Here is a 22,146-nt window from a genome sequence, read left to right as displayed (position 1 = left end):
GGGGAGGCCGGGAGGGGGCAGACAGCCCCCTCCGGCGGGGGTCCGGGGGCTGGCCCCCGGCGCGGCGACCCGGGCCTTGCCCGGGGCGCAAACCCTCACAACAGGTTGTATTCCTGCGCGCGCTGCACCGCCTCGGCGGTCGTTCGCACGAACAGCGCCTCGCGCGCCGCGCGCAGCCGCGCCTTGAACGCACTTTCCGAAATCCCCAGCGAGGCCGATGCTTCCGCGTGCCGGTTCCCCTTCGCAACCAGCCGGAGCGCCATTCGTTGCGCCGGGGTGAGCCGTTCCGGCGGCGTCGCGCGCTCGTGCAGTTCCTCGACAATCTCCTGGATCTGCGCAATTTCGACGTCCGTGAACTCCCGGTCATCGCGGGCGAAGCCGCCGATGGTGCGCGACGATGTGGGGCCGGCGGACACCGCGATCCCGTAGACGAGGCCGTAGGCCCGCGCCTGACCGAGGATGCCCAGAGGGTCGGGCAGGTCGATGTCGCTCCAGCGGATCGCGCCGTCGTTGCCGAAGCCCCAGAACACCATCGGGTCGGCCAGCATGTAGCCCTTTTCGGTATAGGTCTCGGACCAGCGCGGATCGTAGGTCTGGATCATCAGGTGGGCGGCTGCAAAGCGGATATGGAGGCCGAGCGCGAAGCCACGCGGCGCCATGTCATTGAGCTGCGCCAGACCGTGATCCAGCCCCAACATATCAGACATCTGCACCTCTTATGTCCCAATTTCGCATCATGCGACAAACGCGATTACAACCGGCTTTGACAACCATAAATTGTGCAGCCAGAATTGCGCAAGGGAATTCACCATGAAGGCAGGAACATATGGACGATGACGACCTCGTGGCGTGGCTCAACGCACTGGACGACGAACAGCGCGAGATGCTGGCGCGCCACCTCGATATGATGCCTGACGACCCGATCGACGGGACCGAACGGACGGACATGATCGAAGCCGCGCTTCATTTGCTCAAGGTGAACCAGCCGGGAAGCTCCGGCCGACTGAACTGATCCAAATACTTGTTATTCAAAGAAAAACCCCCGCTCGGTCACGCCGTGCGGGGGTTTTCGATCTCCGGACGGGCCGGGTATCGGATCATTCTTCTGCGAAGGCGGCCTCTTCTTCGGCAGCGACGCGGGCCTTGTCGGCGGCGCCCTTGGCGTCGACGTCGCGATCGACGAATTCGATGATCGCCATCGGCGCCATGTCACCGGTGCGGAAGCCGGCTTTCAGGACGCGGATATACCCGCCCTGGCGGTCCTTGTAGCGCGGGCCGAGTACGTCGAACAGCTTGGCGACCTGGGCCTCCAGCTTGAGCTGGCTCGACGCCTGACGGCGGGCGTGCAGGTCACCGCGCTTGCCGAGCGTGACGAGCTTCTCGACGATCCGGCGCAGTTCCTTGGCTTTCGGCAGGGTCGTCTTGATCTGCTCGTGCTCGATCAGCGATCCGGCCATGTTGGCGAACATCGCCTTGCGGTGTTCGTGGGTTCGGTTCAGGCGGCGATAGCCCCGTGCGTGACGCATTTTGGTCTCCTATCTCAGGTTTTGCTTTGTCTGGCGACCATGCGTTTCGGCCGCTCTCCTTGGGGCATCATCGCCCATGTGTTCCCCGGTCTTCCGGGCATTTCGCGGGACGAACATCGCCCGTCCCGCCTGTCTTTTTACCGATGCACATCGCGTACACATCATGTGCACACAGTGTACATACGATTGTATGACCTCAGAACTGGTCCTCGAACTTCTTGGCCAGGTCTTCGATGTTCTCCGGCGGCCATTCCTCGACGTCCATGCCGAGGTGCAGACCCATGCCCGAGAGCACTTCCTTGATCTCGTTGAGCGACTTGCGGCCGAAGTTCGGGGTGCGGAGCATCTCGGCTTCGGTCTTCTGGATCAGGTCGCCGATGTAGACGATGTTGTCGTTCTTCAGGCAGTTTGCCGAGCGGACCGAAAGCTCCAGTTCATCCACCTTCTTGAGCAGAAGCGGGTTGAACTCGAGCCCGTCGTCGTCGTCCTGACGCGAGGCGCTTTCCGGCTCTTCGAAGTTCACGAAGATCGACAGCTGGTCCTGAATGATCCGCGCGGCGAAGGCCACGGCATCGTCCGGGGTGATGGAGCCGTCGGTTTCGATCTTGAGCGTCAGCTTGTCGTAGTCGAGCACCTGACCCTCACGGGTAGGCTGCACGTCATAGGACACCTTCTTGACCGGCGAGTAGATCGCGTCGACCGGGATCAGGCCGATGGGCGCATCTTCCGGCTTGTTCTTGTCGGCCGAGACATAGCCCTTGCCCGTGTTCACGGTGAGTTCCATGAACAGGTCGGCGCCATCGTCGAGGTGACAGATGACGTGATCCTTGTTGAGGATCTCGATCCCTGCGGATTCCGAGATGTCACCGGCGGTGACGACCATCGGCCCCTTGGCGGAGATCGACAGGCGCTTGGGCCCTTCGACTTCCATGCGGATCGCGACGCCCTTGAGGTTCAGGACGATGTCGGTGACATCTTCCCGCACGCCGGCGACCGACGAGAACTCGTGCAGCACGTTGTCGATCTGCACACTGGTGATGGCTGCGCCCTGAAGCGACGACATCAGCACGCGGCGCAGCGCGTTGCCGAGGGTGAGGCCGAAGCCACGCTCCAGCGGTTCGGCGACGACGGTCGCCTGACGCGACGGGTCATTGCCCGGCTTGACGTCCAGCTGTGTCGGTTTGATCAATTCAGCCCAGTTTTTGTGGATCATGCGTCCCTCCATTCCTGTCCTGCCTCCATGTCCAAAAGGCAGAACGCCCGAGGTTCAAAAATGACGTGCTCGGGCCGGGGAAACCCCCGGCCCGAGCGTAATAAGTCGTGCCTCAGACGCGGCGGCGCTTCGGCGGACGGCAACCGTTGTGGGCGATCGGCGTCACGTCACGGATGGACGTGATGTTGAAGCCGACAGCAGCCAGCGCACGCAGCGCGGACTCACGGCCCGAACCGGGGCCCTGCACTTCGACTTCCAGCGTTTTCACACCATGTTCCTGAGCCTTCTTGCCGGCGTCTTCGGCGGCCATCTGGGCGGCGAAGGGAGTCGACTTGCGCGACCCCTTGAAGCCCATCGTGCCAGCCGACGACCAGGCAATCGCATTGCCCTGCACGTCGGAGATCAGGATCTTGGTGTTGTTGAACGAGGAGTTCACATGCGCCACACCGGCGGCGATATTCTTGCGCTCTTTGCGCTTTGCGCGTGTCTTGTCGCGTGCCATTGCTCAGTGCCTCCCTTACTTCTTCTTGCCGGCGATAGCTTTCGCCGGGCCTTTGCGCGTGCGCGCATTGGTGTGCGTACGCTGACCGCGCACGGGGAGGTTGCGGCGATGACGCAGGCCGCGGTAGCAGCCGAGGTCCATCAGGCGCTTGACGTTCATCTGCATGTCGCGGCGCAGGTCGCCTTCGACAGTGAAGTTGGCGTCGATGTGCTCGCGGATAGCGAGGACTTCGGCGTCCGACAGCTCGTTCACACGACGGGATACGTCGATGTTCGTCGCTTCGCAGATGTTCTTGGCCGAGGTGTGGCCAATTCCGGTGATGTAGGTGAGGGCGATCGGGACGCGCTTGTGCGTCGGGATATTCACGCCGGCAATACGTGCCAAGTCGGTCTTCCTTTTCGTTGCGGACCCGTAGCACCAGGTCCTTTTTTCACAACGTAAGCCCGCGGGGTGTGATCCCTGCGGGCCGCAGCTGAAACTCTGGTCTGGTGTGATCGGGGCGCGACCCCGTTGACACCGATTCCCCTATCGGGATGCGGTGCTTTACGAGGGAATCACAGGCGCGTCAAGGGCTGCGGCTCTTGTGCCACGCACTCACGTTCCCGCGAAGGTTTGACCTATGTTAAAGCCGGGCCCGGGGATACGGGCCATCTGTCCGCGACACATCAGCGCGAATGGAATCGTTTTGGACATACAAGTGGTTTATATCAGCCTCGCGCTGCACCCGATGGGGCATCCGAGCGATCAGGAAATACTCCAGCAATCCGACGCGCGGTGCCGCGCCCTTGGCATGACGGGGTTCCTGTTTCGGACCGGGCGCTATTTCGTTCAGGTGCTTGAGGGAACGGCGCGCGATGTCTGGACCGTGATGACCGCGATCCGCCGTGACCCGCGCCACGACATCCTGCGCGAATGGCCCCCCGTGCTCGCGCCGCAGCGGACCTTTGACGGCTGGTCGATGGGTTACGGGCCGCTCGACCGGGACGGCGTGCTGTTCATGTTGAGCAAGAACTGCCCGTTCGACACGCCGCGCGACGCGCTCGTCGATCAGCTTTTGCGGATTTCCGCCAGCCAGAACTGACCGCGCTATGGTGCCGGGCAGATGTCGAGGATCAGGGGATCGCTCCAGTCCGAAGCGTCCAGCTGCACCGTCCCGTCCCCGCGTTCGAGGAGCGTGAAGACGGCGGGTGTGATGAACGGCCCCGGCTCCATGCAGTAGCCCGTGCGAATCTCGATCTCGCCGTCTTCGAGGTAGGGTTCGAAGGGTTCGTTGAAGGTGCAATTCCACTCGATCCCTTCAAGGCCCAATTGGCTCAGCACGAGGTGGTCCTCGTCCACCGTGTAGAGCGGGCCGTAGTCGTCGAAGCCGTCGAGGAAGTCACAGCCGCGCGGGCCGTTGACGAAGGCGTTGGCCGTGGCGGCGACGGGAAGAAAGAGCGACGCGCTGATGAGTGCGGCAAGGGAAATGGCATGGTTCAAACGAAAGTCCTCCGATCAATGGCCGAAGGATCGTTGCAAACCGCGCTTCGGTCAATCCGGGCCGCGCAGGCCGGAGGGGCCGAAAAGAAAACGACGGCCCGTCTGGACCGCCGTTATTCGTCTTGAGCTTGCGGGACCGGCGCGCCGGTCCGGGTGCGGTCAGCCGAGGATGGCCTTGATCGCGGCGCCCACCTCGTCGATCGAGGCGAGGCCGTCGACGGACTTCAGGTCGCCCTTGGCGTAGTAGTAGCCGATCAGCGGCGAAGTCTTCTTGTAGTACTCCATGAGTCGCGTGCGCATGCTTTCGGCGTTGTCGTCGGCGCGCACCGGCTGTCCGGCGGCTTCCGCTTCTTTCGCCCGGTTCACGACCCGCTCGACCAGCGTGTCGTCGTCAACCTGCATCTCGATCACGGCGTCGAGCGTCGCGCCCTTGTCCGCCAGCAGTTTGCCAAGCGCATCGGCCTGACCCAGCGTGCGCGGGAACCCGTCGAAGATGAAGCCGCCGGCGTGGTCGCCTTCGAGCTTCTCCGCGATCAGGCCAATCACGATCTCGTCCGTGACCAGCTCGCCCGCGTCCATGATCGCAGCGACCTTGTTGCCCATCTCGGTGCCCGAGGAGCGCGCTTCGCGCAGCATGTCGCCCGTCGAGAGCTGGATCATGTTGCGTTCGTCCACGAGCTTTTTCGCCTGAGTGCCCTTCCCTGCACCAGGCGGTCCAAGAAGAATGATATTCATCGTCTGGCTGGTCCCTTCCGTCCCTTTTTCGCTGCTCCGCCTCCACGTTTCCCGCGAAGCTGCGATTTCTCGATGAGCCCTTCGTACTGATGTGCGAGCAGGTGGCTCTGGACCTGCTGGATGGTGTCCATTGTGACGGACACGATGATGAGGATCGACGTCCCGCCGAAGTAGAACGGCACCGACAGCTGGGCGCGCAGGATCTCGGGCAGGAGCGCGACGGCCGCAAGGTAGAGCGAGCCGAGCACCAGGATGCGCGTCACCACGTAGTCGAGGTATTCGGCGGTCCGCTTGCCCGGGCGGATGCCCGGCACGAAGCCGTTCTGGTTCTTCAGGTTGTCGGCCACGTCGTCCGTCTTGAACGCCACTTCCTTGGTGTAGAAGAAGGTGAAGAAGATGATCATGACCGCGAAGAACAGCAGGTAGAGCGGCTGACCCGGACCGAAGTAGGCAAGGATCGTCGACATGACCGGCCCGGTCGAGCCGTTCGTGCTGAACGTCTGGAGCGTCGTGGGCAGCAGCAGCAACGCCGAGGCGAAGATCGCCGGGATGACGCCCGCCGGGTTCACCTTGATCGGCAGGTGCGACGAGCCGCCGTCATACATCTTCATCCCGACCTGACGGCGCGGATACTGGATGTGGATCTTGCGCAGCGCGCGTTCCATGAACACGACGAAGGCGATCACGGCCATGACCATGATGATCACGCCGATGATGACGGCCGGGCTCACGGCGCCCGAGCGGCCCTGGCTGAAGAACTGCGCGAAGGCGGCCGGAAGCTCGGCCACGATGCCCACGAAGATGATGAGCGAGATGCCGTTGCCGATGCCGCGCGCGGTGATCTGTTCACCGAGCCACATCAGGAACATCGTGCCGCCCACCAGCGTCACGACCGCAGAGGCCACGAAGAACGGCCCCGGCGTGGACACGAGGTCGCCCGCCTGAAGGCTGTTGGCGAGCGCGAAGGCCTGCCCGGTGGCCAGCGCCACGGTGCCGTAGCGCGTGTACTGGTTGATCTTCTTGCGGCCCGCCTCGCCCTCTTTCTTGAGCTGCTTCAGAGGCTCCCACATGGAGGCCAGAAGCTGCACGATGATCGAGGCCGAGATGTAGGGCATGATGCCAAGGGCGAAGACGCCCATGCGCCCCAGCGCCCCGCCGGTGAACATCGACAGGATGCCGCCGATGCCGGAGGCCGCCTGCTCCATGAAATCACGCAGCGCGCCTGCGTCGATCCCCGGAACCGGAATATACGTCCCGATCCGATAGATGATCAGAAGCCCGAGGGTGTAGAAGATACGATTGCGAAGGTCTGTCGCCTTGCCCAGCGCGCCCCACGAGAGGTTCGACGCCATTTGTTCCGCTGCAGATGCCATAAGGCCCCCTGTTCGTGGAAACGCCGCCGGACCGTTTCCCGGCTCCGGCGGCGCTCTTGGAAATCCCTGCGCTTATCTAAGTCGCCCGCGGGCGATGAACAAGCGTTACTCTACCGCAGCCGCCGTCGTGAGCTTGCCGCCGGCCTTTTCGACCGCTTCGACAGCCGACTTGGAGGCGCCGGTCACGGTGATGTTGGCCTTGGCCGAAAAGTCACCCTTCGCGAGCACACGAACACCGTCGAGCTTGCGGCGCACGACGCCGGCCTCGACCAGTGCATCCTCGGTGATGTCGCCCGAGAGCTTCTTGGCGTCGATGAATTTCTGGATGATGCCGAGGTTCACAACAGCGAACTTCTTGCGGTTCGGCTTGTTGAAGCCGCGCTTGGGAAGACGCTGGTAGAGGGGCATCTGGCCGCCTTCGTAGCCGTTGATGGCCACACCCGAACGGGATTTCTGACCCTTGATACCACGGCCTGCGGTCTTGCCTTTGCCCGAACCGGGGCCGCGGCCAACGCGCATACGTTTCTTGGTGGCGCCGGGATTGTCCCGGAGTTCATTGAGTTTCATGTCGCTTCTCCTTAGCCGGAATTGCCCCCGAAGCGATCTGGGCAAACGCGGCGTTATCGATGTGTGAGTCGTGCTCCCAGCGGGAACACCGGGCGCGTATAGCGTTGTGCGGGCCGCGACACAAGCCTTGTGACACGGCGTTTGGGCGCGATGACGCGTGCGTTGGGGCCGAATGTCGGATGACGCCTTGTTCGCCGGCTAGCTCGTAACCGACAACCCTGCCTGCTGCGCCGCCCAGGCCCCGAACAGCGGTCCTTCGTAGATCGGGCGCTTGCGCTTGAGCCGCCGGCCCTGAGGCGCGGTCAGGTCGGGACGCGCGAGCGGGCCATAGCTGTGTGCCACATCGGCAGACAAGTGTGGCACATGCGCCAGAATCGCGAGCCGTTCGGACGGTTTGAGGATGGAGAGGCTGTAGGGCGAGGGATAGAAGCTCTCGCTCGGCACGCCATTGGCGAAGAGGACCGCGTGGCGCGGCAGCAGGATCGAGAAATAGGTGATCGAGCTGCGCCCGCGCATGTAGCGCACGCCGGGGCGCTTCGCGAGCGCACGCGCCGGGGCGAAGACTTCCTCACCGCCGGTCACATGATCGTTCTTGTGCGACGAAACCAGGACCCGGTGCAGAGGGGACAGGACCAGATCCGTCGTCGGGTATCCGGGCGCGAGGCTGTCCTTGGGGAAATTGAGCGGGGTCTGCGCATTCAGAACCCCTTCGAGCTGAACCTCCCGCGACCCGATCCAGAGGATCGGCTGGGCGCCATCGTCGAGCGTGACGACCTTGTCGCCGGGGCGTAGGTCATCCACCCGGCGCGGGCCTTCGGGGGTCTCGATCAGCGTGCCCGGGCCGAAACAGGCGAAAATCTCGGTGTAAGGCGTGGATGGTTCGTCGGTCGAGGTGCCGACGACCTGGTAGTTCTGTCCCGCGACCAGTTCCTGCGAGGACACGAACCCGATGCTGGGCGTCGCGCCGCCTTCGTCAAGCACATAGATCGTGATGTTGTCGGCCGGGTCTGAAGACCCGACGGGCCGGATGACATAGGCGTATTCGTTCTCGATCGTCTGACCGGCCGGGTAATTCGTGCCGTTTATGGTCGTCGGATTGGTCAGGTACTGCTCGGACGAGCTGTCGTCGAAGGTCGGATCGTCGTCCAGTGTCGTGTCGAGGTCGGTGACTTCGACGACCTGAAACCCGGCACCGGGGTTGAGCGTGATGATGGTGTTCCCGGCAGACGACGGATTCGAGTTCGCGCCCGGCGGCCAAGGGTTCGGCCCCGAATGGGTCGTATCGCTAATGCTGTAGATCGCGAGAAACGGCATCCTGACCTCCTGCTCCGATTTTCGCCCGGAATTGAGATGGGATCGGGGAGGTTTCGCACCAGAATTGAGGGTAAGGCCGCGCCGGTGGCGCTGCTTGGCGCCGTTTGTGGCCGGATCGCCCGGATTCGGGGGCGGCTCTGGCGCGTGGCGCGCGTTAACCGTGTTGAGTCAGAGGGTTAACAAGGCCGGAGAACATGGCGCGATCGGGGCATCGGTGAAGGATATGCGCCAATTGCGGTGCGGCTGTGGTGATCGTTTCCCAGGTTTGTCCAATTGCCGGGGACATGTGGCAGGACTGGGGCATGTCAGGTCAGGAAAACCTGACGGTCGGGGTAACAACCGTGTCCGGAGCGGTACATTCGCGAATCGGGCGGCTTACAGAAAAGCGGGGCCGCTGACTGGCCCCGCTTTCTGTCGTGTCGTTGGTCGCGAAGGCTCAGCCCAGCTCGCCCTCGGCGTACCAGTCGCCCATCTTGACCTCGGTGGCGTCGCCGGCCATCTCGGCAAATTCAGCCGGGTCCTGCGTGCCACCATCGCGACCCCTGTAGTGATAGGGATAGACGTAGGTCGGCCCGAACTCCTGCACCGCGCTCGCAGCGGCTTCGGCGTCCATCGTGAAGGGCAGGTTCATGCAGATGAAGGCGAGGTCGATGTTTTCGAGCGCCCGCATCTCGGGGATGTCCTCGGTGTCGCCGGAGACATAGACCCGGAAGCCGTCGAAGCTGAGGACATAGCCGTTATCGCGGCCCTCAGGGTGGAAGTTCTTGCGCTCTTCGGTCGTGTTGTAAGCCGGGATCGCGTCGATGGTGAGCCCATCCCAGTCCATGCTGTCACCGTTGGCCATCGACACGGCGCCGTCCGAGATTTCGGTGGGCAGCATGCCGTTCACGGCCGGGTTGGTGACCAGGGCCGTCTCGGGGCCGACGAGCGCCGTCAGAACCTCGGCGTTGTAGTGGTCGCCGTGCTCATGGGTGACGAGGATCAGGTCGGGGGCCGGGAAATCGGCGTAGTCGTCCGCCGCGCCGACCGGATCGACATAGATCACACCCTTGGGCGTCTCCATCACGAAGGAGGCGTGGGAGACGGGGTGGACCGTGATCTCGCCCGCGTCGGTTTCGAACATGTTGGAGCTATGCGCGGCGGCGAGGCCCGCATAGGGCAGGATCGTCGCGGCCCCGGCGCCAGCAGCGGCGGTGACGAGGAACGTGCGGCGTGTCGTTTTCATTGTGTCTCTCCCTGTTTCGCGTGGTTCTGAGGGTACTACGCGCGAGGTGACGTAGGGTTCACTTGTGGGAGAGGTGGGGGATCACGATGGGGTGAGGGCGGGGGTCGTGTCCGTCCCGAGGGAGGGAGGAGACTGGCAACATCCGGGCCGGTCGTCAGGATCGTTCCGAGAGGCACGGCCCCGTTTAAGCGTACCGCCAAGATTGGTCGGGCCCAAAAAAGACCGCAAGCAAGTTGCTATTTGCGGCAGTGAAGCGTTGAAAGAGTCTATCGTGGAAACGATATCTCCAAAATGAAATTGTACCGAACTGCTGCCACTGGCCTTATGAATTTCGGGAGAAGCTACTTGGATACGGCGCAGCACGTCATATCCGGAATTCGTTCAAATGAACTGAAACTGACCTACGACGCCCCGGCCTTCGCACTTTTGGCGCATGCCTTCGAACTCCAACTAAAAGCGGCGCTCATCGTTCAGGGAAAGACGCCGGAGGAAGTAGAAGCGTACGAACATGATATTTCTAGGCTCTACGCGGATGGTAGGAAACTTTCAGGGCAGGACTTCACTATCGACGACCTACAAGGGATTGTACGCAATAGGTGGAATGGTTTCCTGAGAACTGCTCGTGATGAATACCGATTGCGATTGAGTACTCGTTTGGGCACATCAGATCCTGCCGTCCTGACTGAGTTCGGATGTTTTGACAACCATACTATTGGGTCGTCACTTCCAGAGCTAAATTCTCAAATTCAATGGCTTAGCGAGCGTCACGCCCACGATGGAAGCAAGTTTCGTTACCTCAAGACCGGTTTCGACCAACATCTGGTAATTTCTGCATTTGGGCTGAACGAAAACGTTCCGATGCGGTCGATACAATGGGCTTCCGAAGCGCTTGATGCGAAGCTCAGGCAGTTTCTATTTCCATAAAAAAACACCCCGGCCATTTCTGACCGGGGTGCTCTTTCTGTCAAGCGTGGCGGGCTGAAGCCCGCCCTACTTGGGCGTTGTAGGCCGGGCTTCAGCCCGGCGACGCGGGCTTAGCCGCGCTCTTCCACGATTTCCACGAGGTGCGGGATGGAGTTGACCATGCCACGCACGGAGGGGGTGTCCTCCAGTTCGCGGGTTTTGTGCATCTTGTTCAGGCCCAGGCCGATCAGCGTCTTGCGCTGTTTTTCCGGGCGGCGGATCGGGGAGCCGATCTGCTTTACGACGATGGTTTTTGCCATGTGTCTCAGGCCTCCTCAGCAACCTGGCTCGACTCGGCCGGGGCCTCGTCGCGGCCCGGCAGGATGTCGGCGACTTTCTTGCCACGACGCTGGGCGACAGAGCGCGGGCTCTGCTGCTTGGTCAGGCCGTTCAGCGTGGCGCGGATCATGTTGTAGGGATTCTGGGAGCCGATCGACTTGGCGACGACGTCCTGAACACCCAGCATTTCGAACACGGCACGCATCGGACCACCAGCGATGATCCCGGTACCTTGCGGGGCGGTGCGCATGACGACGCGGCCGGCGCCGTGGCGCCCGTCGATGTCGTGGTGCAGGGTCCGGCCCTCACGCAGCGGCACGCGGAGCATGTTGCGCTTGGCGCTTTCGGTGGCCTTGCGGATCGCCTCGGGCACCTCTTTGGCCTTGCCCTTGCCGAAGCCGACGCGGCCTTTCTGGTCGCCCACGACGACGAGGGCTGCGAAGCCAAAGCGCTTACCACCCTTCACGGTCTTGGACACACGGTTGATCGCGACGAGGCGATCGGCGAATTCCGGCGTTTCGTCGCGGTCGCGACGATTGTTCCGGCGATTGTCACGTTCTGCCATAAGGCATTCCTTTTTCAGGTGGCGCGCCCCGTGTTGCGAGACAGGCGCCGGTTTGGCTCGATCCTTGGTGAGCGGGTCGCTCCCGGATCATCGGAGGGGCGAGCGCGCCGCCCCTCGCAAAGTCTTGGTCGGCGGGGCGCACCCCGCCGTGTCCGATCAGAACTTCAGACCGCCTTCACGCGCGGCGTCGGCCAGAGCCTTCACCTTGCCATGAAAGAGGAAGCCGCCACGGTCGAAGTAGCACTCTTCCACACCGGCTTTCTTAGCGCGTTCCGCAATCGCGGCGCCCACCTTGGAGGCGGCCTCCACGTTGTTCTTGCCGACGAGGCCCAGGTCCTTCTCGAGCGAGGAGGCCGAGGCCAGGGTCACGCCCTGAATGTCGTCGATCAGCTGGACGCTGATGTTCTTGTTCGAGCGGTGCACCGACAGACGCATCTTGCCGGCGTTGACTTTCCGCTGCTTGTTCCGAACGCGCAGGCGGCGCTTCAAGAACAGGTCTCGTTTGCTGTTTGCCATTTTCGCGTTCCTTACTTCTTCTTGCCTTCCTTGCGGAAGATATACTCGTCCTTGTACTTGATCCCCTTGCCCTTGTAGGGCTCGGGAGCACGCCATTCGCGGATGTTTGCCGCGACCTGGCCGACGAGCTGCTGATCGGAGCCTTCGACGACGATCTCGGTCTGCTTGGGCGAGGTGATGGTCACCCCTTCCGGCACTTCGAAATCGACTTCGTGGCTGTAGCCCAGGTTCAGCTTCAGGGTGTTGCCCTGCATCTGAGCCCGGTAGCCGACGCCCGAGATTTCCAGCTCTTTCTTGAAGCCTTCCGACACGCCCTGGACCATGTTGGCCACCATCGTGCGGGACATGCCCCACTGCTGACGGGCGCGCTTGGACTTGCCGCGCGGCTCAACCGACAGGACGTTGTCATCGATCGAAATCGTGACATCGTCGGTGGCGGTGAAGCTGCGGGTGCCCTTGGGGCCCTTCACTTCCACGGTCTGGCCCGACAGGGACGCCGAAACGCCCGAGGGGAGCTCGACCGGCCGTTTACCAATACGAGACATTCCAGACCTCCTTAGAATACCGTGCAGAGCACTTCGCCGCCAACATTCTGGCTGCGTGCTGCTGCATCGGACATGACGCCCTTGGGCGTGGAGACAATCGAGACACCGAGGCCCTGACGGACCTGCGGGATCTCCTTGGCGCCCATGTAGACGCGGCGGCCGGGGGTCGAGACCCGCTGCAGCTCACGAATGACGGGGGTGCCATCGAAGTATTTGAGGCTGATTTCAAGGGTGGGGTGACCGTTCGCGTCAGTCCCGCCTTCGTAGCCGCGGATGTAGCCTTCGTCCGCCAGCACGTCCAGCACCCAGGCGCGCAGCTTGGAAGCCGGCGTCGAGACGGTGGATTTGCCGCGCATCTGCGCGTTGCGGATACGGGTGAGCATATCGCCGATAGGATCGTTCATCGTCGTCTCTCCTTACCAGCTCGATTTAACCAGGCCGGGGATCTGGCCATTCGACCCGAGATCCCGCAGCGCGATCCGGCTGACCTTCAGCTTGCGGTAATACGCATGCGGACGGCCAGTCAGCTGGCAACGATTGTGAAGACGGGTCGGCGATGAGTTGCGGGGCAACTTCGCCAGCTTCAGGGAAGCGCGGAAGCGATCCTCCATCGGCTTGGACTCGTCGTTGATGATTTCTTTCAGCGCGGCACGCTTGTCAGCGTACTTTTCCACCAGCTTCTGACGCTTGGCTTCACGCGCGATCATGGATTTCTTAGCCATTACTCGATCTCCAAGGATCAGCTGTTGAAGGGCATGTTGAAGTGCTTCAACAGGCTCTTTGCTTCCGCGTCAGTCTTCGCGGTGGTGGTGATCACGATGTCGAGGCCCCAGACTTCGTCGACCTTGTCGAACTCGATCTCGGGGAACACGATGTGCTCTTTCATGCCCATCGCGTAGTTGCCGCGACCGTCGAACGACGTGCCGGGCACGCCGCGGAAGTCGCGGATGCGGGGCATAGCGATCGTGATCAGGCGGTCGAGGAATTCATACATCCGGTCGCCGCGCAGGGTGACTTTCGCACCGAGCGGCATGTCCTCACGGACACGGAAACCGGCGATGGATTTCTTCGCCTTGGTGATGAGCGCCTTCTGGCCGGAGATCTTGGTGAGATCTTCCTGCGCCGACTTGGCTTTCTTGGAGTCGCGAACGGCCTCGGCACCGCAGCCGATGTTCAGAACGATCTTGTCCAGACGCGGGATCTGCATGTCGTTCTTGTAGCCGAACTCTTCTTTCAGAGCGGGCTTGATCGTTTCGCGGAAGACCGTGCGCAGGCGCGGGGTGTAGTTTTCAGCGTCAAGCATCAGATCACGTCCCCAGTGGTTTTGGCGAAACGGACCTTCTTGCCGTCTTCCTCGCGGAAGCCGACGCGGGTCGCTTTGCCGTTTGCATCGAGAAGCGCCAGGTTCGACAGGTCGATCGGCATCGCCTTTGGAAGGCGGCCGCCCTGATTTTCCTGGCTCTGGCGGGTGTGACGGATGGACATGTTCACGCCATCAACGACAGCCTTGCCGGTTTTCGGAGAAACCGAGGAGATTTCCCCCGTCTGGCCCTTGTCCTTGCCGGCAAGCACGACGACCTTGTCGCCTTTTTTCAGTTTCGCAGCCATCACAGCACCTCCGGAGCGAGCGAGATGATCTTCATGAAGTTCTTCGCGCGAAGCTCACGAACCACCGGCCCGAAGATACGGGTGCCGACCGGCTCGTTGTTGTTGTTGAGGATGACGGCCGCGTTGCGATCAAAGCGGATCGCGGTGCCGTCTTCGCGACGGACTTCTTTGGCGGTGCGCACGACGACGGCCTTGCGGACGTCACCTTTCTTTACGCGGCCGCGCGGGATGGCTTCCTTGACGGAGACGACGATGATGTCGCCCACCGAAGCGTACTTACGCTTGGAACCACCCAGGACCTTGATGCACTGCACCCGGCGAGCGCCGGAGTTGTCAGCGACATCCAGATTGGTCTGCATCTGGATCATAGGGTTTCTCCTGACCTGTGGGGCTGGCCTCTGGCGTCAAAGCCCCATGGTTTCGATCGAACTGGAATGCCAGCCGCCGTTAAGCGGTGATGACTTCCCAGCGTTTCGTTTTGGACTTCGGCGCGCATTCCTGAATGCGGACCGCGTCACCAACCTTGTACTGGTTGTTCTCGTCGTGAGCCCGGTACTTCTTGGACTTACGAATTGTCTTTTTCAGAACGGGGTGCGTGAAACGGCGCTCGACGAGCACGGTCACGGTCTGGGCGTTCTGGTCCGAGGTAACGGTGCCTTGCAGGATACGTTTGGGCATCTGTTCTGGCCTCCCTTACGCTTCGGCGGCTGCGGCGGCAGCCTTTTCATTCAGAATGGTTTTGACCCGTGCGGCATCGCGGCGGACCTGACGCATACGGGAAGTGTTCTCGAGCTGCCCGGTGGCCTGCTGAAAGCGCAGGTTGAAGGCCTCTTTCTTGAGGTCGCCCAGCTGATCTTTCAGCTGATCGGCGCTCTTGTCTCTCAGTTCGCTGGCGTTCATCGCCTCTTCCTTTCCAACAACACCGGTGAGCGCCCGCTTGTGGGGTAACTCGCAACCCGGTGGTTCATGCAAAACGCACGAATCCCGCGCACGGGACTCGTGTGATGGGGCTCTATAGACGCACGCTGCCGGTGCAGCAAGGGTTTCTGTCAGCTTTTTCACGGGTTTTCCCGGGGAATACGCGTGATCCCACCGCCTTATTGCCGGGTTGCCCGGGTCAGCCCCGGCGACTAGCCTGAAACGATTGTATCAATGGGTTCAATAACGCCGGGGTAGAGTGATGCTTGCAGGACTGATGATGTTGCTGATCGGGTTCGGCATGCTGGCCGCGATCGTCGGGCTGGACTTCGCCAGCGACCCCGAGGAGGAGCAGACCGAGGATGGCGGGCAGACCGATGCCTCCTCCGGGTCGCCCCCGGACGAGGAGCAGGACGAGACGGGCGATGTCGACGCGCCTGATCCTGACGACACGCCGGACGCGACCGACACGGCCGGTGTAATGCTCACCCTGAACGAGGAGGAAGTCCTCTACGGGTCGGCTGGTGAGGACATGCTGGTGCCCGACGCGGAAACCGATCCGGAGTCGGCGACAGAGGAGGTTTTCCTCGAAGAAGGCGACGACGTCGCCACGGTCGATTCCATGCGCTCTGTCGACGTTTTCGGCGGCGAGGGCGACGACACGATCTCGCTCGACAAGCACAGCAGCTTCAGCTCGGCGCATGGCGAGGACGGGGACGACACCATCAACCTCGCCGCCGGGAATTTCGGCTATGGCGGGGAAGGCAACGACGTCATCAACCTCGATGTGCGCGACGGCACCCCGGATTACGGCGGCGCAGCGGACGGCGGCGCGGGCGACGACACCATTGTCGCACAGTCCGGTTTCATCGAGTCCCGCTATTTCTACGGCGGCGTCAACGTCGAGGGGGGCGAAGGCAAGGACACCTTCGACCTGAGCTATCACTATTCAGGGTTCGCCGATCCCGAGTTCATCGACGAGCCTGACGCGGAAGCCGCGACGCACCTTGGCGTAAAGGACTTCACGCCGGGCGAGGACACGCTTTCGATCACGATCGTCAACGAAACGGACGACAGTCTTGACCTGAAATCGGCGCAGATCGTCGATGGAAGCACGCTCCAGATCACGTTCAATGCCGGAAGCGAGCATCCCGAGTTCACGACCTCCATCCGGCTTGGCAGTTCGGGGATCGAACTGGACGACGTGACGCTGGTGGTGGCGTAACCCCGCCATTCCCGCGCGGAAGCACAACGGCAAGGTGTCAGGCGGCGGGCGCGCTGCGGGAGGCCGCGTCGCGGTTTCCGTGCAGCACCTTGGCGCGCAGGTTGAGCGCCGTGCCCGCCTCGATCAGCCCGTAAAGCTCCGGCTGGTTTACCTTCATCCGGTCGAGCTTGTTGCGCTCGATCTGCCAGACGCGGGCGGTGTCGGACACCTGCACCGTGGCGCTGGCGAGCCCGTCACCCATAAGCGACATCTCCCCCACGAAATGCCCCGGCGCGATGCGGGCCACGTCAGCCCCGGCCGCCGTCACCGTCGCGGCACCGCTGATGAGGTAGGTGAGAAACCGGGGACGCACCCCCTCCTCCGTCAAAACCTCGCCCGGTTCCAGCGTCTCCTGCCGCCCCATGTCGAGGAGCAGACGCCGCGCGCCCGGCGTACCGGCGGTGAGCCAGTCGGCGATCATCATCCGTTCCTCCTCGGTGAATTTCGCGCGGCGGTCGCGCGACCACAGGAGCACGATCTGCACCACGTTCACGATCACAAGGAGCGCCTGCCAGAACGCGCCGACCACGTTGCCGATCATGAACCAGTCGAACACGATCCCGGCGATGGCCGAGCCCATGACGAACAGCCGAAGCCAGAACATCCGCCGCATGAGCGAGGACACGATCAGCAGGATATAGGAGAGATGGCCGAAGAAGCCGTCGGTCAGAAATGTCAGGTCCATGGGATGCGGTCAGTCGTCGCTGCAATGCAGAATGGAAACACGCGCTATTGCTACCCAAGCCACAGGGCGTATTCAAAGGAAAACGCATCTGACCGGAGCCCGACATGGCCGACATCACCTCCCTCTTCGTCACCCGCCTCTACCGCGCCCGCCTCGCCGAATCGGGTGCCGAGGTGTCGCCCGAGGAGTTGGAGGCGGCCTGCTGGGCCATCTATGAGGACGACCAGGCCGGGCAGGACTGGTGCGAGGCCGAGGGATATCCGGGCTACACCTCCTACGCGTCGCTCACCGACCTGCCATGGCGCTCGCCCACCTTCGCGGCGGTGGAGAAGGCGCTGGACAAGCATGTGGCGGCCTTTGCCGAAGACCTGGAGTTCGATCTGGGCGAGGGCAAGCTGGTGCTGGAGGATCTGTGGATCAACATCCTGCCCGAGGGCGGCACGCACAGCTCCCACCTGCACCCCCACTCGGTGATCTCGGGGACGACCTATGTGGCGATGCCCGAGGGGACATCCGCGCTCAAGCTGGAAGACCCCCGCTCGGCCCGCATGATGGCCGCCCCGCCCCGCCGCAAGTCGGCGCGGGAGGACCTGCGAACCTTCGTCTACGTCGCGCCGGCGGTTGGCGACGTGCTGCTGTGGGAGTCATGGCTGCGCCACGAGGTGCCGATGAACATGGCCGAGGAAGAGCGGATTTCAGTGAGCTTCAATTACAAGTGGGAGGGGTGACGGGCGCGCGCCTGCCCGTGGGGTGGCGCTTCTGACCTGCGTGGTCGCCACTTGATCTTTGACACTCCCGGAAGAGTTCGACCCGTCGTGCGAGGGTGACAAAAGCGCCAGCCCGCCGGACGGGCAGGCGCTCGCCCGGCACCTGCGGTGCTGTTCGGGCGAAGGCGCTTCGTCCACAAGGTGTCCAGAACGAAAAACCCCCGACGCTCTCACGCCGGGGGCTTCTCGATTTCGTAGTAGGGTGGGTATTAACCCACCGCCCTTACCAGTCCTCGCGGACCACGGTGCGGGTCTTGATCGGCAGCTTCATCGCGGCGAGGCGCAGGGCTTCGCGGGCGATGTCGTCGTTGACGCCGTCGATCTCGAACATCACGCGGCCCGGCTTGACCTTGGCGGCCCAGCGGTCGACGGACCCCTTACCTTTACCCATCCGGACCTCGATCGGCTTGGCCGACACGGGGACGTCCGGGAAGATACGGATCCAGACACGGCCCTGACGCTTCATGTGACGCGTCATGGCCCGACGGGCGGCTTCGATCTGGCGCGCAGTGATGCGCTCCGGTTCAAGTGCCTTGAGGCCGTAGGTGCCGAAGTTGAGGTCGGAGCCACCTTTGGCCTCGCCCTTGATCCGGCCCTTGTGCATCTTGCGGAACTTCGTGCGCTTCGGTTGCAGCATGTCTAATCCTCCTTAGCGACGACCGCCCATGGCACCACGAGGGGCCGGGCCGTCCTGGAGTTCCTGTTGCTTCCGATCACGCGCTGCCGGATCGTGCTCCAGGATCTCACCTTTGAAGATCCACACCTTGATGCCGATGATGCCGTAAGGCGTCTTGGCTTCGGCCAGGGCGTAGTCGATGTCGGCGCGCAGGGTGTGCAGGGGCACACGACCTTCGCGAAGCCATTCGGTCCGGGCGATTTCCGCGCCGCCGAGACGGCCGGCACAGTTCACACGGATACCGAGGGCGCCCATACGCATGGAGTTCTGGGCCGCGCGCTTCATGGCACGGCGGAACGACACACGACGCTCGAGCTGCTGCGCGATGGACTCGGCCACCAGTTGCGCGTCCAGCTCGGGCTTGCGGACTTCGACGATGTTCAGGTGAAGCTCGCTGTCGGTCATCTTGGCGATCTTCTTGCGGAGCACTTCGATGTCCGCGCCTTTCTTGCCGATGATGACACCCGGACGGGCGGTGTGGATCGTGACGCGGCACTTCTTGTGCGGACGCTCGATGATCACACGGCTGACGCCGGCCTGCTTGCATTCTTCCTTGATGAATTCGCGGATGCGGATGTCTTCGAGAAGAAGATCACCGTATTCCGCGGTATCGGCGTACCAGCGGCTGTCCCAGGTGCGGTTGACCTGGAGGCGCATGCCGATCGGATTGACTTTCTGACCCATTAGGCTTGCTCCTCAACTTGACGCACCTTGATGGTGAGTTCCGAAAACGGCTTCTTGATCGCGCCGAACCGGCCACGGGCACGCGGACGACCGCGCTTCATGACAAGGTTCTTGCCGACGAACGCTTCCGCAACGACGAGTTCGTCGACGTCGAGGTTGTGGTTGTTCTCGGCATTCGCGATCGCGGACTGAAGGCATTTCTTCACATCCATCGCGATCCGCTTTTTCGAGAAGGTGAGATCGGACAGAGCCTTGTCCACCTTCTTGCCGCGGATCATGGCGGCCACGAGGTTCAGTTTCTGCGGGCTGGTGCGAAGCATGCGGGTTTTCGCCATTGCTTCGTTCTCGGCCACGCGGCGGGGGTTCTTTTCCTTGCCCATGACTTATTTCCGCTTCGCTTTTTTGTCGGCTGCGTGACCGTAGTAGGTCCGCGTCGGCGAATACTCACCGAACTTCTGGCCGATCATGTCTTCGGTCACGTTCACGGGGATATGCTTCTGCCCGTTGTAAACGCCAAACGTCAGGCCCACGAACTGGGGCAGGATCGTCGAACGGCGCGACCAGATCTTGATGACTTCATTGCGGCCGCTTTCGCGCGCCTTCTCAGCCTTCTTGAGGACGTAAGAGTCGACAAAAGGCCCTTTCCATACAGCACGTGCCATAACTTACCGGCCCTTCTTCTTGGCGTGACGCGAGCGGATGATCAGCTTCTGCGACGCCTTGTTCTTGTTGCGGGTGCGGGCACCCTTGGTCGGCTTACCCCAGGGCGTCACCGGGTGACGACCACCCGAGGTACGGCCCTCACCACCACCATGGGGGTGGTCGATCGGGTTCATGACGACACCACGGACGCTCGGACGGATGCCCTTGTGGCGCATACGACCGGCTTTACCGTAGTTCTGGTTCGAGTTGTCGGGGTTCGACACGGCACCGACGGTGGCCATGCATTCCTGACGCACCATGCGAAGCTCGCCCGAGCTCAGACGGATCTGAGCGTAGCCACCATCACGACCAACGAACTGGGCATAGGTGCCCGCGGCGCGTGCGATCTGGCCGCCCTTGCCGGGTTTCAGTTCGATGTTGTGAACGATGGTACCGATCGGCATGCCCGAGAACGGCATTGCGTTGCCCGGCTTGATGTCGACCTTGGCGCCGGCGTACACTTTGTCGCCCACGGCCAGACGCTGAGGTGCGAGGATATAGGCTTGTTCGCCGTCCTCATATTTCACCAGCGCGATAAAGGCGGTCCGGTTCGGGTCATATTCGATCCGCTCGACGGTTGCCGCCACGTCGAATTTATTCCGTTTGAAGTCTACGATCCGGTAGAGGCGTTTCGCCCCACCACCGCGACGACGCGATGTGATACGTCCGGTGTTGTTCCGGCCACCCGATTTCGTCAGACCCTCGGTGAGGGCTTTGACGGGGCGTCCTTTCCACAGCTCCGAACGGTCGATCAGCACCAGCCCGCGCTGGCCCGGCGTCGTTGGCTTATACGACTTGAGTGCCATGCTTTCTGTCTTCCGTTAGCTAACGGCAGGTCTTGCCTGCCTATGTTTACAGCCCCCCGAAGGTGGCCTGGTCTATAGGCCCCCGTAGGTGCCCGGTTAGATGCTCTTGCGAACAAACGCACAGCCCCGGACGAATCCGGGGCTTTGCCGATGGGCTCGTTTAGGCGACACCGCCCCCAAGGTCAAGGGACTTGCCCAATAAATCGGCCCCCTGCCTCAGCCCCTGCCCCACCCAAGGCCCCGCGCCGTCAGATCCGGACACGCGAAGGGCGAAACAGAAAGGCCCCGGCCGTTTGCACAGCCGGGGCCTAAGATGTCACTCCGGGCCGATCAGAGGCCGGTGGAGACGTCGATCGTGTTGCCCTCTTCGAGCGTCACATAGGCTTTCTTGATGTCCTTGCGCTTGCCGGGTTGCCCCTTGAAACGCTTGGTCTTGCCTTTTGCGATCGTGGTGTTGACGGCCTTGACCTTGACACCAAAGAGCGCCTCAACGGCCTCTTTGATCTGCGGCTTCGAGCTGTCGATGTCCACTTCAAACACAACCGCACCGTTTTCCGAGGCCATGGTGGCCTTCTCGGTGATGATCGGCTTGCGGATCACGTCGTAATGTTCTGCTTTCGCGCTCATTTCAGACGAGCCTCCAGTGCTTCGACACCCGCTTTGGTGAGCACGAGCGTGTCACGCTTGAGGATGTCATAGACATTTGCGCCCATCGACGGCAGCACATCGAGACCTTCGATGTTGCGCGCGGCCTTGGCGAACTCTGCGTTCACTTCGGCACCGTCGATGATCAGGGCGCGTTTCCAACCCAGATCCTTGACTTGCTTGGCCAGAGCCGAGGTTTTGCCAGCGGAATCCGCTGCCTCGATGATGACCAGCTCGCCAGCTTTGACCTTGGCGCTCAGCGCGTGCTTGAGACCCAGCATGCGGACCTTCTTGGGCAGATCATGCGCATGGCTGCGCGGCGTCGGGCCCTTGTAGATACCACCTTTGCGGAAGATCGGCGCGTTCCGGTCACCATGGCGTGCGCCACCGGTGCCCTTCTGGCGGTAGATCTTCTTGGTCGAGTAGCTGGTTTCCGACCGCGTCTTGACCTTGTGGGTGCCTTGCTGCGCTTTGTTACGCTGCCAGCGGACCACACGGTGCAGGATGTCGGCACGCGGTTCCAGGCCGAAGATGTCTTCGCCCAGATCGACCGAGCCGGCTTTGCCGCCGTCCAGTTTGATCACGTCGA

35 protein-coding genes are annotated in these 22,146 nt (G+C 62.4%); 5 read left to right on the top strand and 30 right to left on the bottom strand.

Annotated features, from left to right (window positions below; translation table 11 throughout):
- Positions 1-95: 95 nt before the first annotated feature.
- On the bottom strand, positions 96-707 hold the full coding sequence (locus B2585_RS13905; protein ID WP_292024299.1) for an autoinducer binding domain-containing protein: 612 nt from the start codon (positions 705-707) through the stop codon (positions 96-98).
- 119 nt (positions 708-826) lie between these two features.
- On the opposite strand from B2585_RS13905, the gene B2585_RS13900 reads away from it, so the two are divergent.
- Positions 827-1,012: a hypothetical protein gene (locus tag B2585_RS13900; RefSeq protein WP_292024297.1), complete on the top strand. Its 186-nt coding sequence runs from the start codon at positions 827-829 to the stop codon at positions 1,010-1,012.
- 85 nt (positions 1,013-1,097) lie between these two features.
- Here the strand turns inward: B2585_RS13900 and rplQ are convergent, their stop codons facing one another.
- From rplQ to rpsM, 4 genes are all read right to left on the bottom strand, one after another.
- Positions 1,098-1,526, bottom strand: a complete 429-nt coding sequence (rplQ, locus tag B2585_RS13895; RefSeq protein WP_292024296.1) for a 50S ribosomal protein L17 — start codon at positions 1,524-1,526, stop codon at positions 1,098-1,100.
- A 196-nt stretch (positions 1,527-1,722) separates the two neighbouring features.
- Positions 1,723-2,739, bottom strand: coding sequence for a DNA-directed RNA polymerase subunit alpha (locus B2585_RS13890; protein WP_292024293.1), 1,017 nt, complete (start codon positions 2,737-2,739; stop codon positions 1,723-1,725).
- A gap of 112 nt (positions 2,740-2,851) precedes the next feature.
- On the bottom strand, positions 2,852-3,241 hold the full coding sequence (rpsK, locus tag B2585_RS13885) for a 30S ribosomal protein S11 (RefSeq protein ID WP_292024291.1): 390 nt from the start codon (positions 3,239-3,241) through the stop codon (positions 2,852-2,854).
- Between the two features lie 15 nt (positions 3,242-3,256).
- Entirely contained in the window at positions 3,257-3,625 is a 369-nt protein-coding gene (gene rpsM, locus B2585_RS13880; protein WP_292024289.1) for a 30S ribosomal protein S13, read from the bottom strand.
- Between the two features lie 313 nt (positions 3,626-3,938).
- Here rpsM and B2585_RS13875 point away from each other — a divergent pair, with 313 nt between their 5' ends.
- Positions 3,939-4,322 (top strand): BLUF domain-containing protein, encoded by a 384-nt coding sequence (locus B2585_RS13875; protein WP_292024286.1) that lies wholly within the window; start codon positions 3,939-3,941, stop codon positions 4,320-4,322.
- 5 nt (positions 4,323-4,327) lie between these two features.
- Here B2585_RS13875 and B2585_RS13870 read toward each other — a convergent pair whose 3' ends face one another.
- The 6 genes from B2585_RS13870 to B2585_RS13845 form a co-directional block, all read right to left on the bottom strand.
- On the bottom strand, positions 4,328-4,720 hold the full coding sequence (locus tag B2585_RS13870; protein ID WP_292024284.1) for a hypothetical protein: 393 nt from the start codon (positions 4,718-4,720) through the stop codon (positions 4,328-4,330).
- A 159-nt stretch (positions 4,721-4,879) separates the two neighbouring features.
- Positions 4,880-5,455, bottom strand: coding sequence for an adenylate kinase (locus B2585_RS13865; protein ID WP_292024282.1), 576 nt, complete (start codon positions 5,453-5,455; stop codon positions 4,880-4,882).
- Positions 5,452-6,828, bottom strand: coding sequence for a preprotein translocase subunit SecY (secY, locus tag B2585_RS13860; protein ID WP_292024280.1), 1,377 nt, complete (start codon positions 6,826-6,828; stop codon positions 5,452-5,454). The genes B2585_RS13865 and secY overlap by 4 nt, the downstream gene beginning before the upstream one ends.
- A gap of 105 nt (positions 6,829-6,933) precedes the next feature.
- The gene (gene rplO / locus B2585_RS13855) at positions 6,934-7,395 is read right to left on the bottom strand and encodes a 50S ribosomal protein L15 (RefSeq protein ID WP_292024279.1); all 462 of its coding nucleotides are present in this window, start codon (positions 7,393-7,395) and stop codon (positions 6,934-6,936) included.
- 198 nt (positions 7,396-7,593) lie between these two features.
- On the bottom strand, positions 7,594-8,709 hold the full coding sequence (locus B2585_RS13850; RefSeq protein ID WP_292024277.1) for a Hint domain-containing protein: 1,116 nt from the start codon (positions 8,707-8,709) through the stop codon (positions 7,594-7,596).
- Positions 8,710-9,145: 436 nt separating this feature from the next.
- A complete protein-coding gene (locus B2585_RS13845; protein ID WP_292024275.1) occupies positions 9,146-9,934 on the bottom strand; it encodes an MBL fold metallo-hydrolase in 789 nt (262 codons plus the stop codon).
- A gap of 345 nt (positions 9,935-10,279) precedes the next feature.
- On the opposite strand from B2585_RS13845, the gene B2585_RS13840 reads away from it, so the two are divergent.
- Positions 10,280-10,858, top strand: a complete 579-nt coding sequence (locus B2585_RS13840) for a hypothetical protein (protein WP_292024273.1) — start codon at positions 10,280-10,282, stop codon at positions 10,856-10,858.
- Positions 10,859-10,968: 110 nt separating this feature from the next.
- On the opposite strand, the gene rpmD is transcribed toward B2585_RS13840, so the two are convergent.
- From rpmD to rpmC, 11 genes are all read right to left on the bottom strand, one after another.
- Positions 10,969-11,157: a 50S ribosomal protein L30 gene (gene rpmD / locus B2585_RS13835; protein WP_292024271.1), complete on the bottom strand. Its 189-nt coding sequence runs from the start codon at positions 11,155-11,157 to the stop codon at positions 10,969-10,971.
- A gap of 5 nt (positions 11,158-11,162) precedes the next feature.
- Positions 11,163-11,741 (bottom strand): 30S ribosomal protein S5, encoded by a 579-nt coding sequence (gene rpsE, locus B2585_RS13830; protein WP_292024269.1) that lies wholly within the window; start codon positions 11,739-11,741, stop codon positions 11,163-11,165.
- A gap of 156 nt (positions 11,742-11,897) precedes the next feature.
- Entirely contained in the window at positions 11,898-12,257 is a 360-nt protein-coding gene (rplR, locus tag B2585_RS13825; RefSeq protein ID WP_292024267.1) for a 50S ribosomal protein L18, read from the bottom strand.
- Positions 12,258-12,268: 11 nt separating this feature from the next.
- Positions 12,269-12,802: a 50S ribosomal protein L6 gene (gene rplF, locus B2585_RS13820; protein ID WP_292024265.1), complete on the bottom strand. Its 534-nt coding sequence runs from the start codon at positions 12,800-12,802 to the stop codon at positions 12,269-12,271.
- A gap of 11 nt (positions 12,803-12,813) precedes the next feature.
- Positions 12,814-13,206, bottom strand: coding sequence for a 30S ribosomal protein S8 (rpsH, locus tag B2585_RS13815; RefSeq protein WP_292024263.1), 393 nt, complete (start codon positions 13,204-13,206; stop codon positions 12,814-12,816).
- 12 nt (positions 13,207-13,218) lie between these two features.
- On the bottom strand, positions 13,219-13,524 hold the full coding sequence (gene rpsN / locus B2585_RS13810; RefSeq protein WP_292024259.1) for a 30S ribosomal protein S14: 306 nt from the start codon (positions 13,522-13,524) through the stop codon (positions 13,219-13,221).
- Positions 13,525-13,541: 17 nt separating this feature from the next.
- Positions 13,542-14,105, bottom strand: a complete 564-nt coding sequence (gene rplE / locus B2585_RS13805) for a 50S ribosomal protein L5 (RefSeq protein ID WP_292024257.1) — start codon at positions 14,103-14,105, stop codon at positions 13,542-13,544.
- Positions 14,105-14,410: a 50S ribosomal protein L24 gene (gene rplX, locus B2585_RS13800; protein ID WP_292024255.1), complete on the bottom strand. Its 306-nt coding sequence runs from the start codon at positions 14,408-14,410 to the stop codon at positions 14,105-14,107. Before rplX ends, rplE begins: the two co-directional genes overlap by 1 nt.
- Complete coding sequence (gene rplN, locus B2585_RS13795; protein WP_005621870.1) at positions 14,410-14,778, bottom strand: 50S ribosomal protein L14; 369 nt, start codon at positions 14,776-14,778, stop codon at positions 14,410-14,412. The genes rplX and rplN overlap by 1 nt, the downstream gene beginning before the upstream one ends.
- A gap of 79 nt (positions 14,779-14,857) precedes the next feature.
- Positions 14,858-15,088 carry a 30S ribosomal protein S17 gene (gene rpsQ / locus B2585_RS13790; protein WP_292024095.1) on the bottom strand — a complete coding sequence of 77 codons (231 nt, stop codon included), beginning with the start codon at positions 15,086-15,088 and terminating at the stop codon, positions 14,858-14,860.
- A 15-nt stretch (positions 15,089-15,103) separates the two neighbouring features.
- Positions 15,104-15,310, bottom strand: a complete 207-nt coding sequence (gene rpmC / locus B2585_RS13785; protein WP_292024093.1) for a 50S ribosomal protein L29 — start codon at positions 15,308-15,310, stop codon at positions 15,104-15,106.
- A gap of 280 nt (positions 15,311-15,590) precedes the next feature.
- Here rpmC and B2585_RS13780 point away from each other — a divergent pair, with 280 nt between their 5' ends.
- Positions 15,591-16,553 (top strand): hypothetical protein, encoded by a 963-nt coding sequence (locus B2585_RS13780; RefSeq protein WP_292024092.1) that lies wholly within the window; start codon positions 15,591-15,593, stop codon positions 16,551-16,553.
- 37 nt (positions 16,554-16,590) lie between these two features.
- Here B2585_RS13780 and B2585_RS13775 read toward each other — a convergent pair whose 3' ends face one another.
- Positions 16,591-17,277, bottom strand: coding sequence for a cyclic nucleotide-binding domain-containing protein (locus B2585_RS13775; RefSeq protein ID WP_292024089.1), 687 nt, complete (start codon positions 17,275-17,277; stop codon positions 16,591-16,593).
- A gap of 104 nt (positions 17,278-17,381) precedes the next feature.
- Between B2585_RS13775 and B2585_RS13770 the strand changes: the two genes are divergently transcribed.
- A complete protein-coding gene (locus B2585_RS13770; RefSeq protein WP_292024086.1) occupies positions 17,382-18,005 on the top strand; it encodes a TIGR02466 family protein in 624 nt (207 codons plus the stop codon).
- A gap of 262 nt (positions 18,006-18,267) precedes the next feature.
- Here B2585_RS13770 and rplP read toward each other — a convergent pair whose 3' ends face one another.
- From rplP to rplD, 7 genes are all read right to left on the bottom strand, one after another.
- Positions 18,268-18,681 carry a 50S ribosomal protein L16 gene (gene rplP, locus B2585_RS13765; protein ID WP_292024083.1) on the bottom strand — a complete coding sequence of 138 codons (414 nt, stop codon included), beginning with the start codon at positions 18,679-18,681 and terminating at the stop codon, positions 18,268-18,270.
- A 12-nt stretch (positions 18,682-18,693) separates the two neighbouring features.
- Complete coding sequence (gene rpsC / locus B2585_RS13760) at positions 18,694-19,404, bottom strand: 30S ribosomal protein S3 (protein ID WP_292024080.1); 711 nt, start codon at positions 19,402-19,404, stop codon at positions 18,694-18,696.
- Positions 19,404-19,784, bottom strand: a complete 381-nt coding sequence (gene rplV / locus B2585_RS13755; protein WP_292024079.1) for a 50S ribosomal protein L22 — start codon at positions 19,782-19,784, stop codon at positions 19,404-19,406. Before rplV ends, rpsC begins: the two co-directional genes overlap by 1 nt.
- Before the next feature lie 3 nt (positions 19,785-19,787).
- The gene (gene rpsS / locus B2585_RS13750) at positions 19,788-20,066 is read right to left on the bottom strand and encodes a 30S ribosomal protein S19 (RefSeq protein WP_292024077.1); all 279 of its coding nucleotides are present in this window, start codon (positions 20,064-20,066) and stop codon (positions 19,788-19,790) included.
- Between the two features lie 3 nt (positions 20,067-20,069).
- Complete coding sequence (gene rplB, locus B2585_RS13745) at positions 20,070-20,912, bottom strand: 50S ribosomal protein L2 (protein WP_009812391.1); 843 nt, start codon at positions 20,910-20,912, stop codon at positions 20,070-20,072.
- 330 nt (positions 20,913-21,242) lie between these two features.
- Positions 21,243-21,539: a 50S ribosomal protein L23 gene (locus B2585_RS13740; RefSeq protein WP_009812392.1), complete on the bottom strand. Its 297-nt coding sequence runs from the start codon at positions 21,537-21,539 to the stop codon at positions 21,243-21,245.
- The coding region (rplD, locus tag B2585_RS13735) for a 50S ribosomal protein L4 (RefSeq protein ID WP_292024068.1) at positions 21,536-22,146 on the bottom strand (611 nt) is incomplete at its 5' end. The genes B2585_RS13740 and rplD, both read right to left, overlap by 4 nt.

It is taken from the genome of Maritimibacter sp. UBA3975 (genome assembly GCF_002384975.1).
Lineage (GTDB): Bacteria > Pseudomonadota > Alphaproteobacteria > Rhodobacterales > Rhodobacteraceae > Maritimibacter.
Note: the sequence above shows the minus strand (reverse complement) of the source record. Positions and strands in the feature narration are given on the sequence as shown.

Excerpts from the sequence above, each read along its gene's own strand:
- rplP (WP_292024083.1), bottom strand. The coding sequence starts at position 18,681 with ATGCTGCAACCGAAGCGCACGAAGTTCCGCAAGATGCACAAGGGCCGG.
- rplV (WP_292024079.1), bottom strand. The coding sequence starts at position 19,784 with ATGGGCAAGGAAAAGAACCCCCGCCGCGTGGCCGAGAACGAAGCAATG.
- rpsC (WP_292024080.1), bottom strand. The coding sequence starts at position 19,404 with ATGGGTCAGAAAGTCAATCCGATCGGCATGCGCCTCCAGGTCAACCGC.
- B2585_RS13865 (WP_292024282.1), bottom strand. The coding sequence starts at position 5,455 with ATGAATATCATTCTTCTTGGACCGCCTGGTGCAGGGAAGGGCACTCAG.
- rpsQ (WP_292024095.1), bottom strand. The coding sequence starts at position 15,088 with ATGCCCAAACGTATCCTGCAAGGCACCGTTACCTCGGACCAGAACGCC.
- B2585_RS13900 (WP_292024297.1), top strand. The coding sequence starts at position 827 with ATGGACGATGACGACCTCGTGGCGTGGCTCAACGCACTGGACGACGAA.
- rplE (WP_292024257.1), bottom strand. The coding sequence starts at position 14,105 with ATGCTTGACGCTGAAAACTACACCCCGCGCCTGCGCACGGTCTTCCGC.
- rplF (WP_292024265.1), bottom strand. The coding sequence starts at position 12,802 with ATGTCTCGTATTGGTAAACGGCCGGTCGAGCTCCCCTCGGGCGTTTCG.
- B2585_RS13770 (WP_292024086.1), top strand. The coding sequence starts at position 17,382 with ATGGCCGACATCACCTCCCTCTTCGTCACCCGCCTCTACCGCGCCCGC.
- B2585_RS13890 (WP_292024293.1), bottom strand. The coding sequence starts at position 2,739 with ATGATCCACAAAAACTGGGCTGAATTGATCAAACCGACACAGCTGGAC.
- B2585_RS13850 (WP_292024277.1), bottom strand. The coding sequence starts at position 8,709 with ATGCCGTTTCTCGCGATCTACAGCATTAGCGATACGACCCATTCGGGG.
- rplB (WP_009812391.1), bottom strand. The coding sequence starts at position 20,912 with ATGGCACTCAAGTCGTATAAGCCAACGACGCCGGGCCAGCGCGGGCTG.
- rpmD (WP_292024271.1), bottom strand. The coding sequence starts at position 11,157 with ATGGCAAAAACCATCGTCGTAAAGCAGATCGGCTCCCCGATCCGCCGC.
- B2585_RS13845 (WP_292024275.1), bottom strand. The coding sequence starts at position 9,934 with ATGAAAACGACACGCCGCACGTTCCTCGTCACCGCCGCTGCTGGCGCC.
- secY (WP_292024280.1), bottom strand. The coding sequence starts at position 6,828 with ATGGCATCTGCAGCGGAACAAATGGCGTCGAACCTCTCGTGGGGCGCG.
- rpsS (WP_292024077.1), bottom strand. The coding sequence starts at position 20,066 with ATGGCACGTGCTGTATGGAAAGGGCCTTTTGTCGACTCTTACGTCCTC.
- rpsN (WP_292024259.1), bottom strand. The coding sequence starts at position 13,524 with ATGGCTAAGAAATCCATGATCGCGCGTGAAGCCAAGCGTCAGAAGCTG.
- rplO (WP_292024279.1), bottom strand. The coding sequence starts at position 7,395 with ATGAAACTCAATGAACTCCGGGACAATCCCGGCGCCACCAAGAAACGT.
- rplR (WP_292024267.1), bottom strand. The coding sequence starts at position 12,257 with ATGGCAAACAGCAAACGAGACCTGTTCTTGAAGCGCCGCCTGCGCGTT.
- rpsE (WP_292024269.1), bottom strand. The coding sequence starts at position 11,741 with ATGGCAGAACGTGACAATCGCCGGAACAATCGTCGCGACCGCGACGAA.
- B2585_RS13775 (WP_292024089.1), bottom strand. The coding sequence starts at position 17,277 with ATGGACCTGACATTTCTGACCGACGGCTTCTTCGGCCATCTCTCCTAT.
- rpsH (WP_292024263.1), bottom strand. The coding sequence starts at position 13,206 with ATGAACGATCCTATCGGCGATATGCTCACCCGTATCCGCAACGCGCAG.
- rpmC (WP_292024093.1), bottom strand. The coding sequence starts at position 15,310 with ATGAACGCCAGCGAACTGAGAGACAAGAGCGCCGATCAGCTGAAAGAT.
- B2585_RS13905 (WP_292024299.1), bottom strand. The coding sequence starts at position 707 with ATGTCTGATATGTTGGGGCTGGATCACGGTCTGGCGCAGCTCAATGAC.
- rplX (WP_292024255.1), bottom strand. The coding sequence starts at position 14,410 with ATGGCTGCGAAACTGAAAAAAGGCGACAAGGTCGTCGTGCTTGCCGGC.
- rplQ (WP_292024296.1), bottom strand. The coding sequence starts at position 1,526 with ATGCGTCACGCACGGGGCTATCGCCGCCTGAACCGAACCCACGAACAC.
- rpsK (WP_292024291.1), bottom strand. The coding sequence starts at position 3,241 with ATGGCACGCGACAAGACACGCGCAAAGCGCAAAGAGCGCAAGAATATC.
- B2585_RS13780 (WP_292024092.1), top strand. The coding sequence starts at position 15,591 with ATGCTTGCAGGACTGATGATGTTGCTGATCGGGTTCGGCATGCTGGCC.
- B2585_RS13740 (WP_009812392.1), bottom strand. The coding sequence starts at position 21,539 with ATGAGCGCGAAAGCAGAACATTACGACGTGATCCGCAAGCCGATCATC.
- rplN (WP_005621870.1), bottom strand. The coding sequence starts at position 14,778 with ATGATCCAGATGCAGACCAATCTGGATGTCGCTGACAACTCCGGCGCT.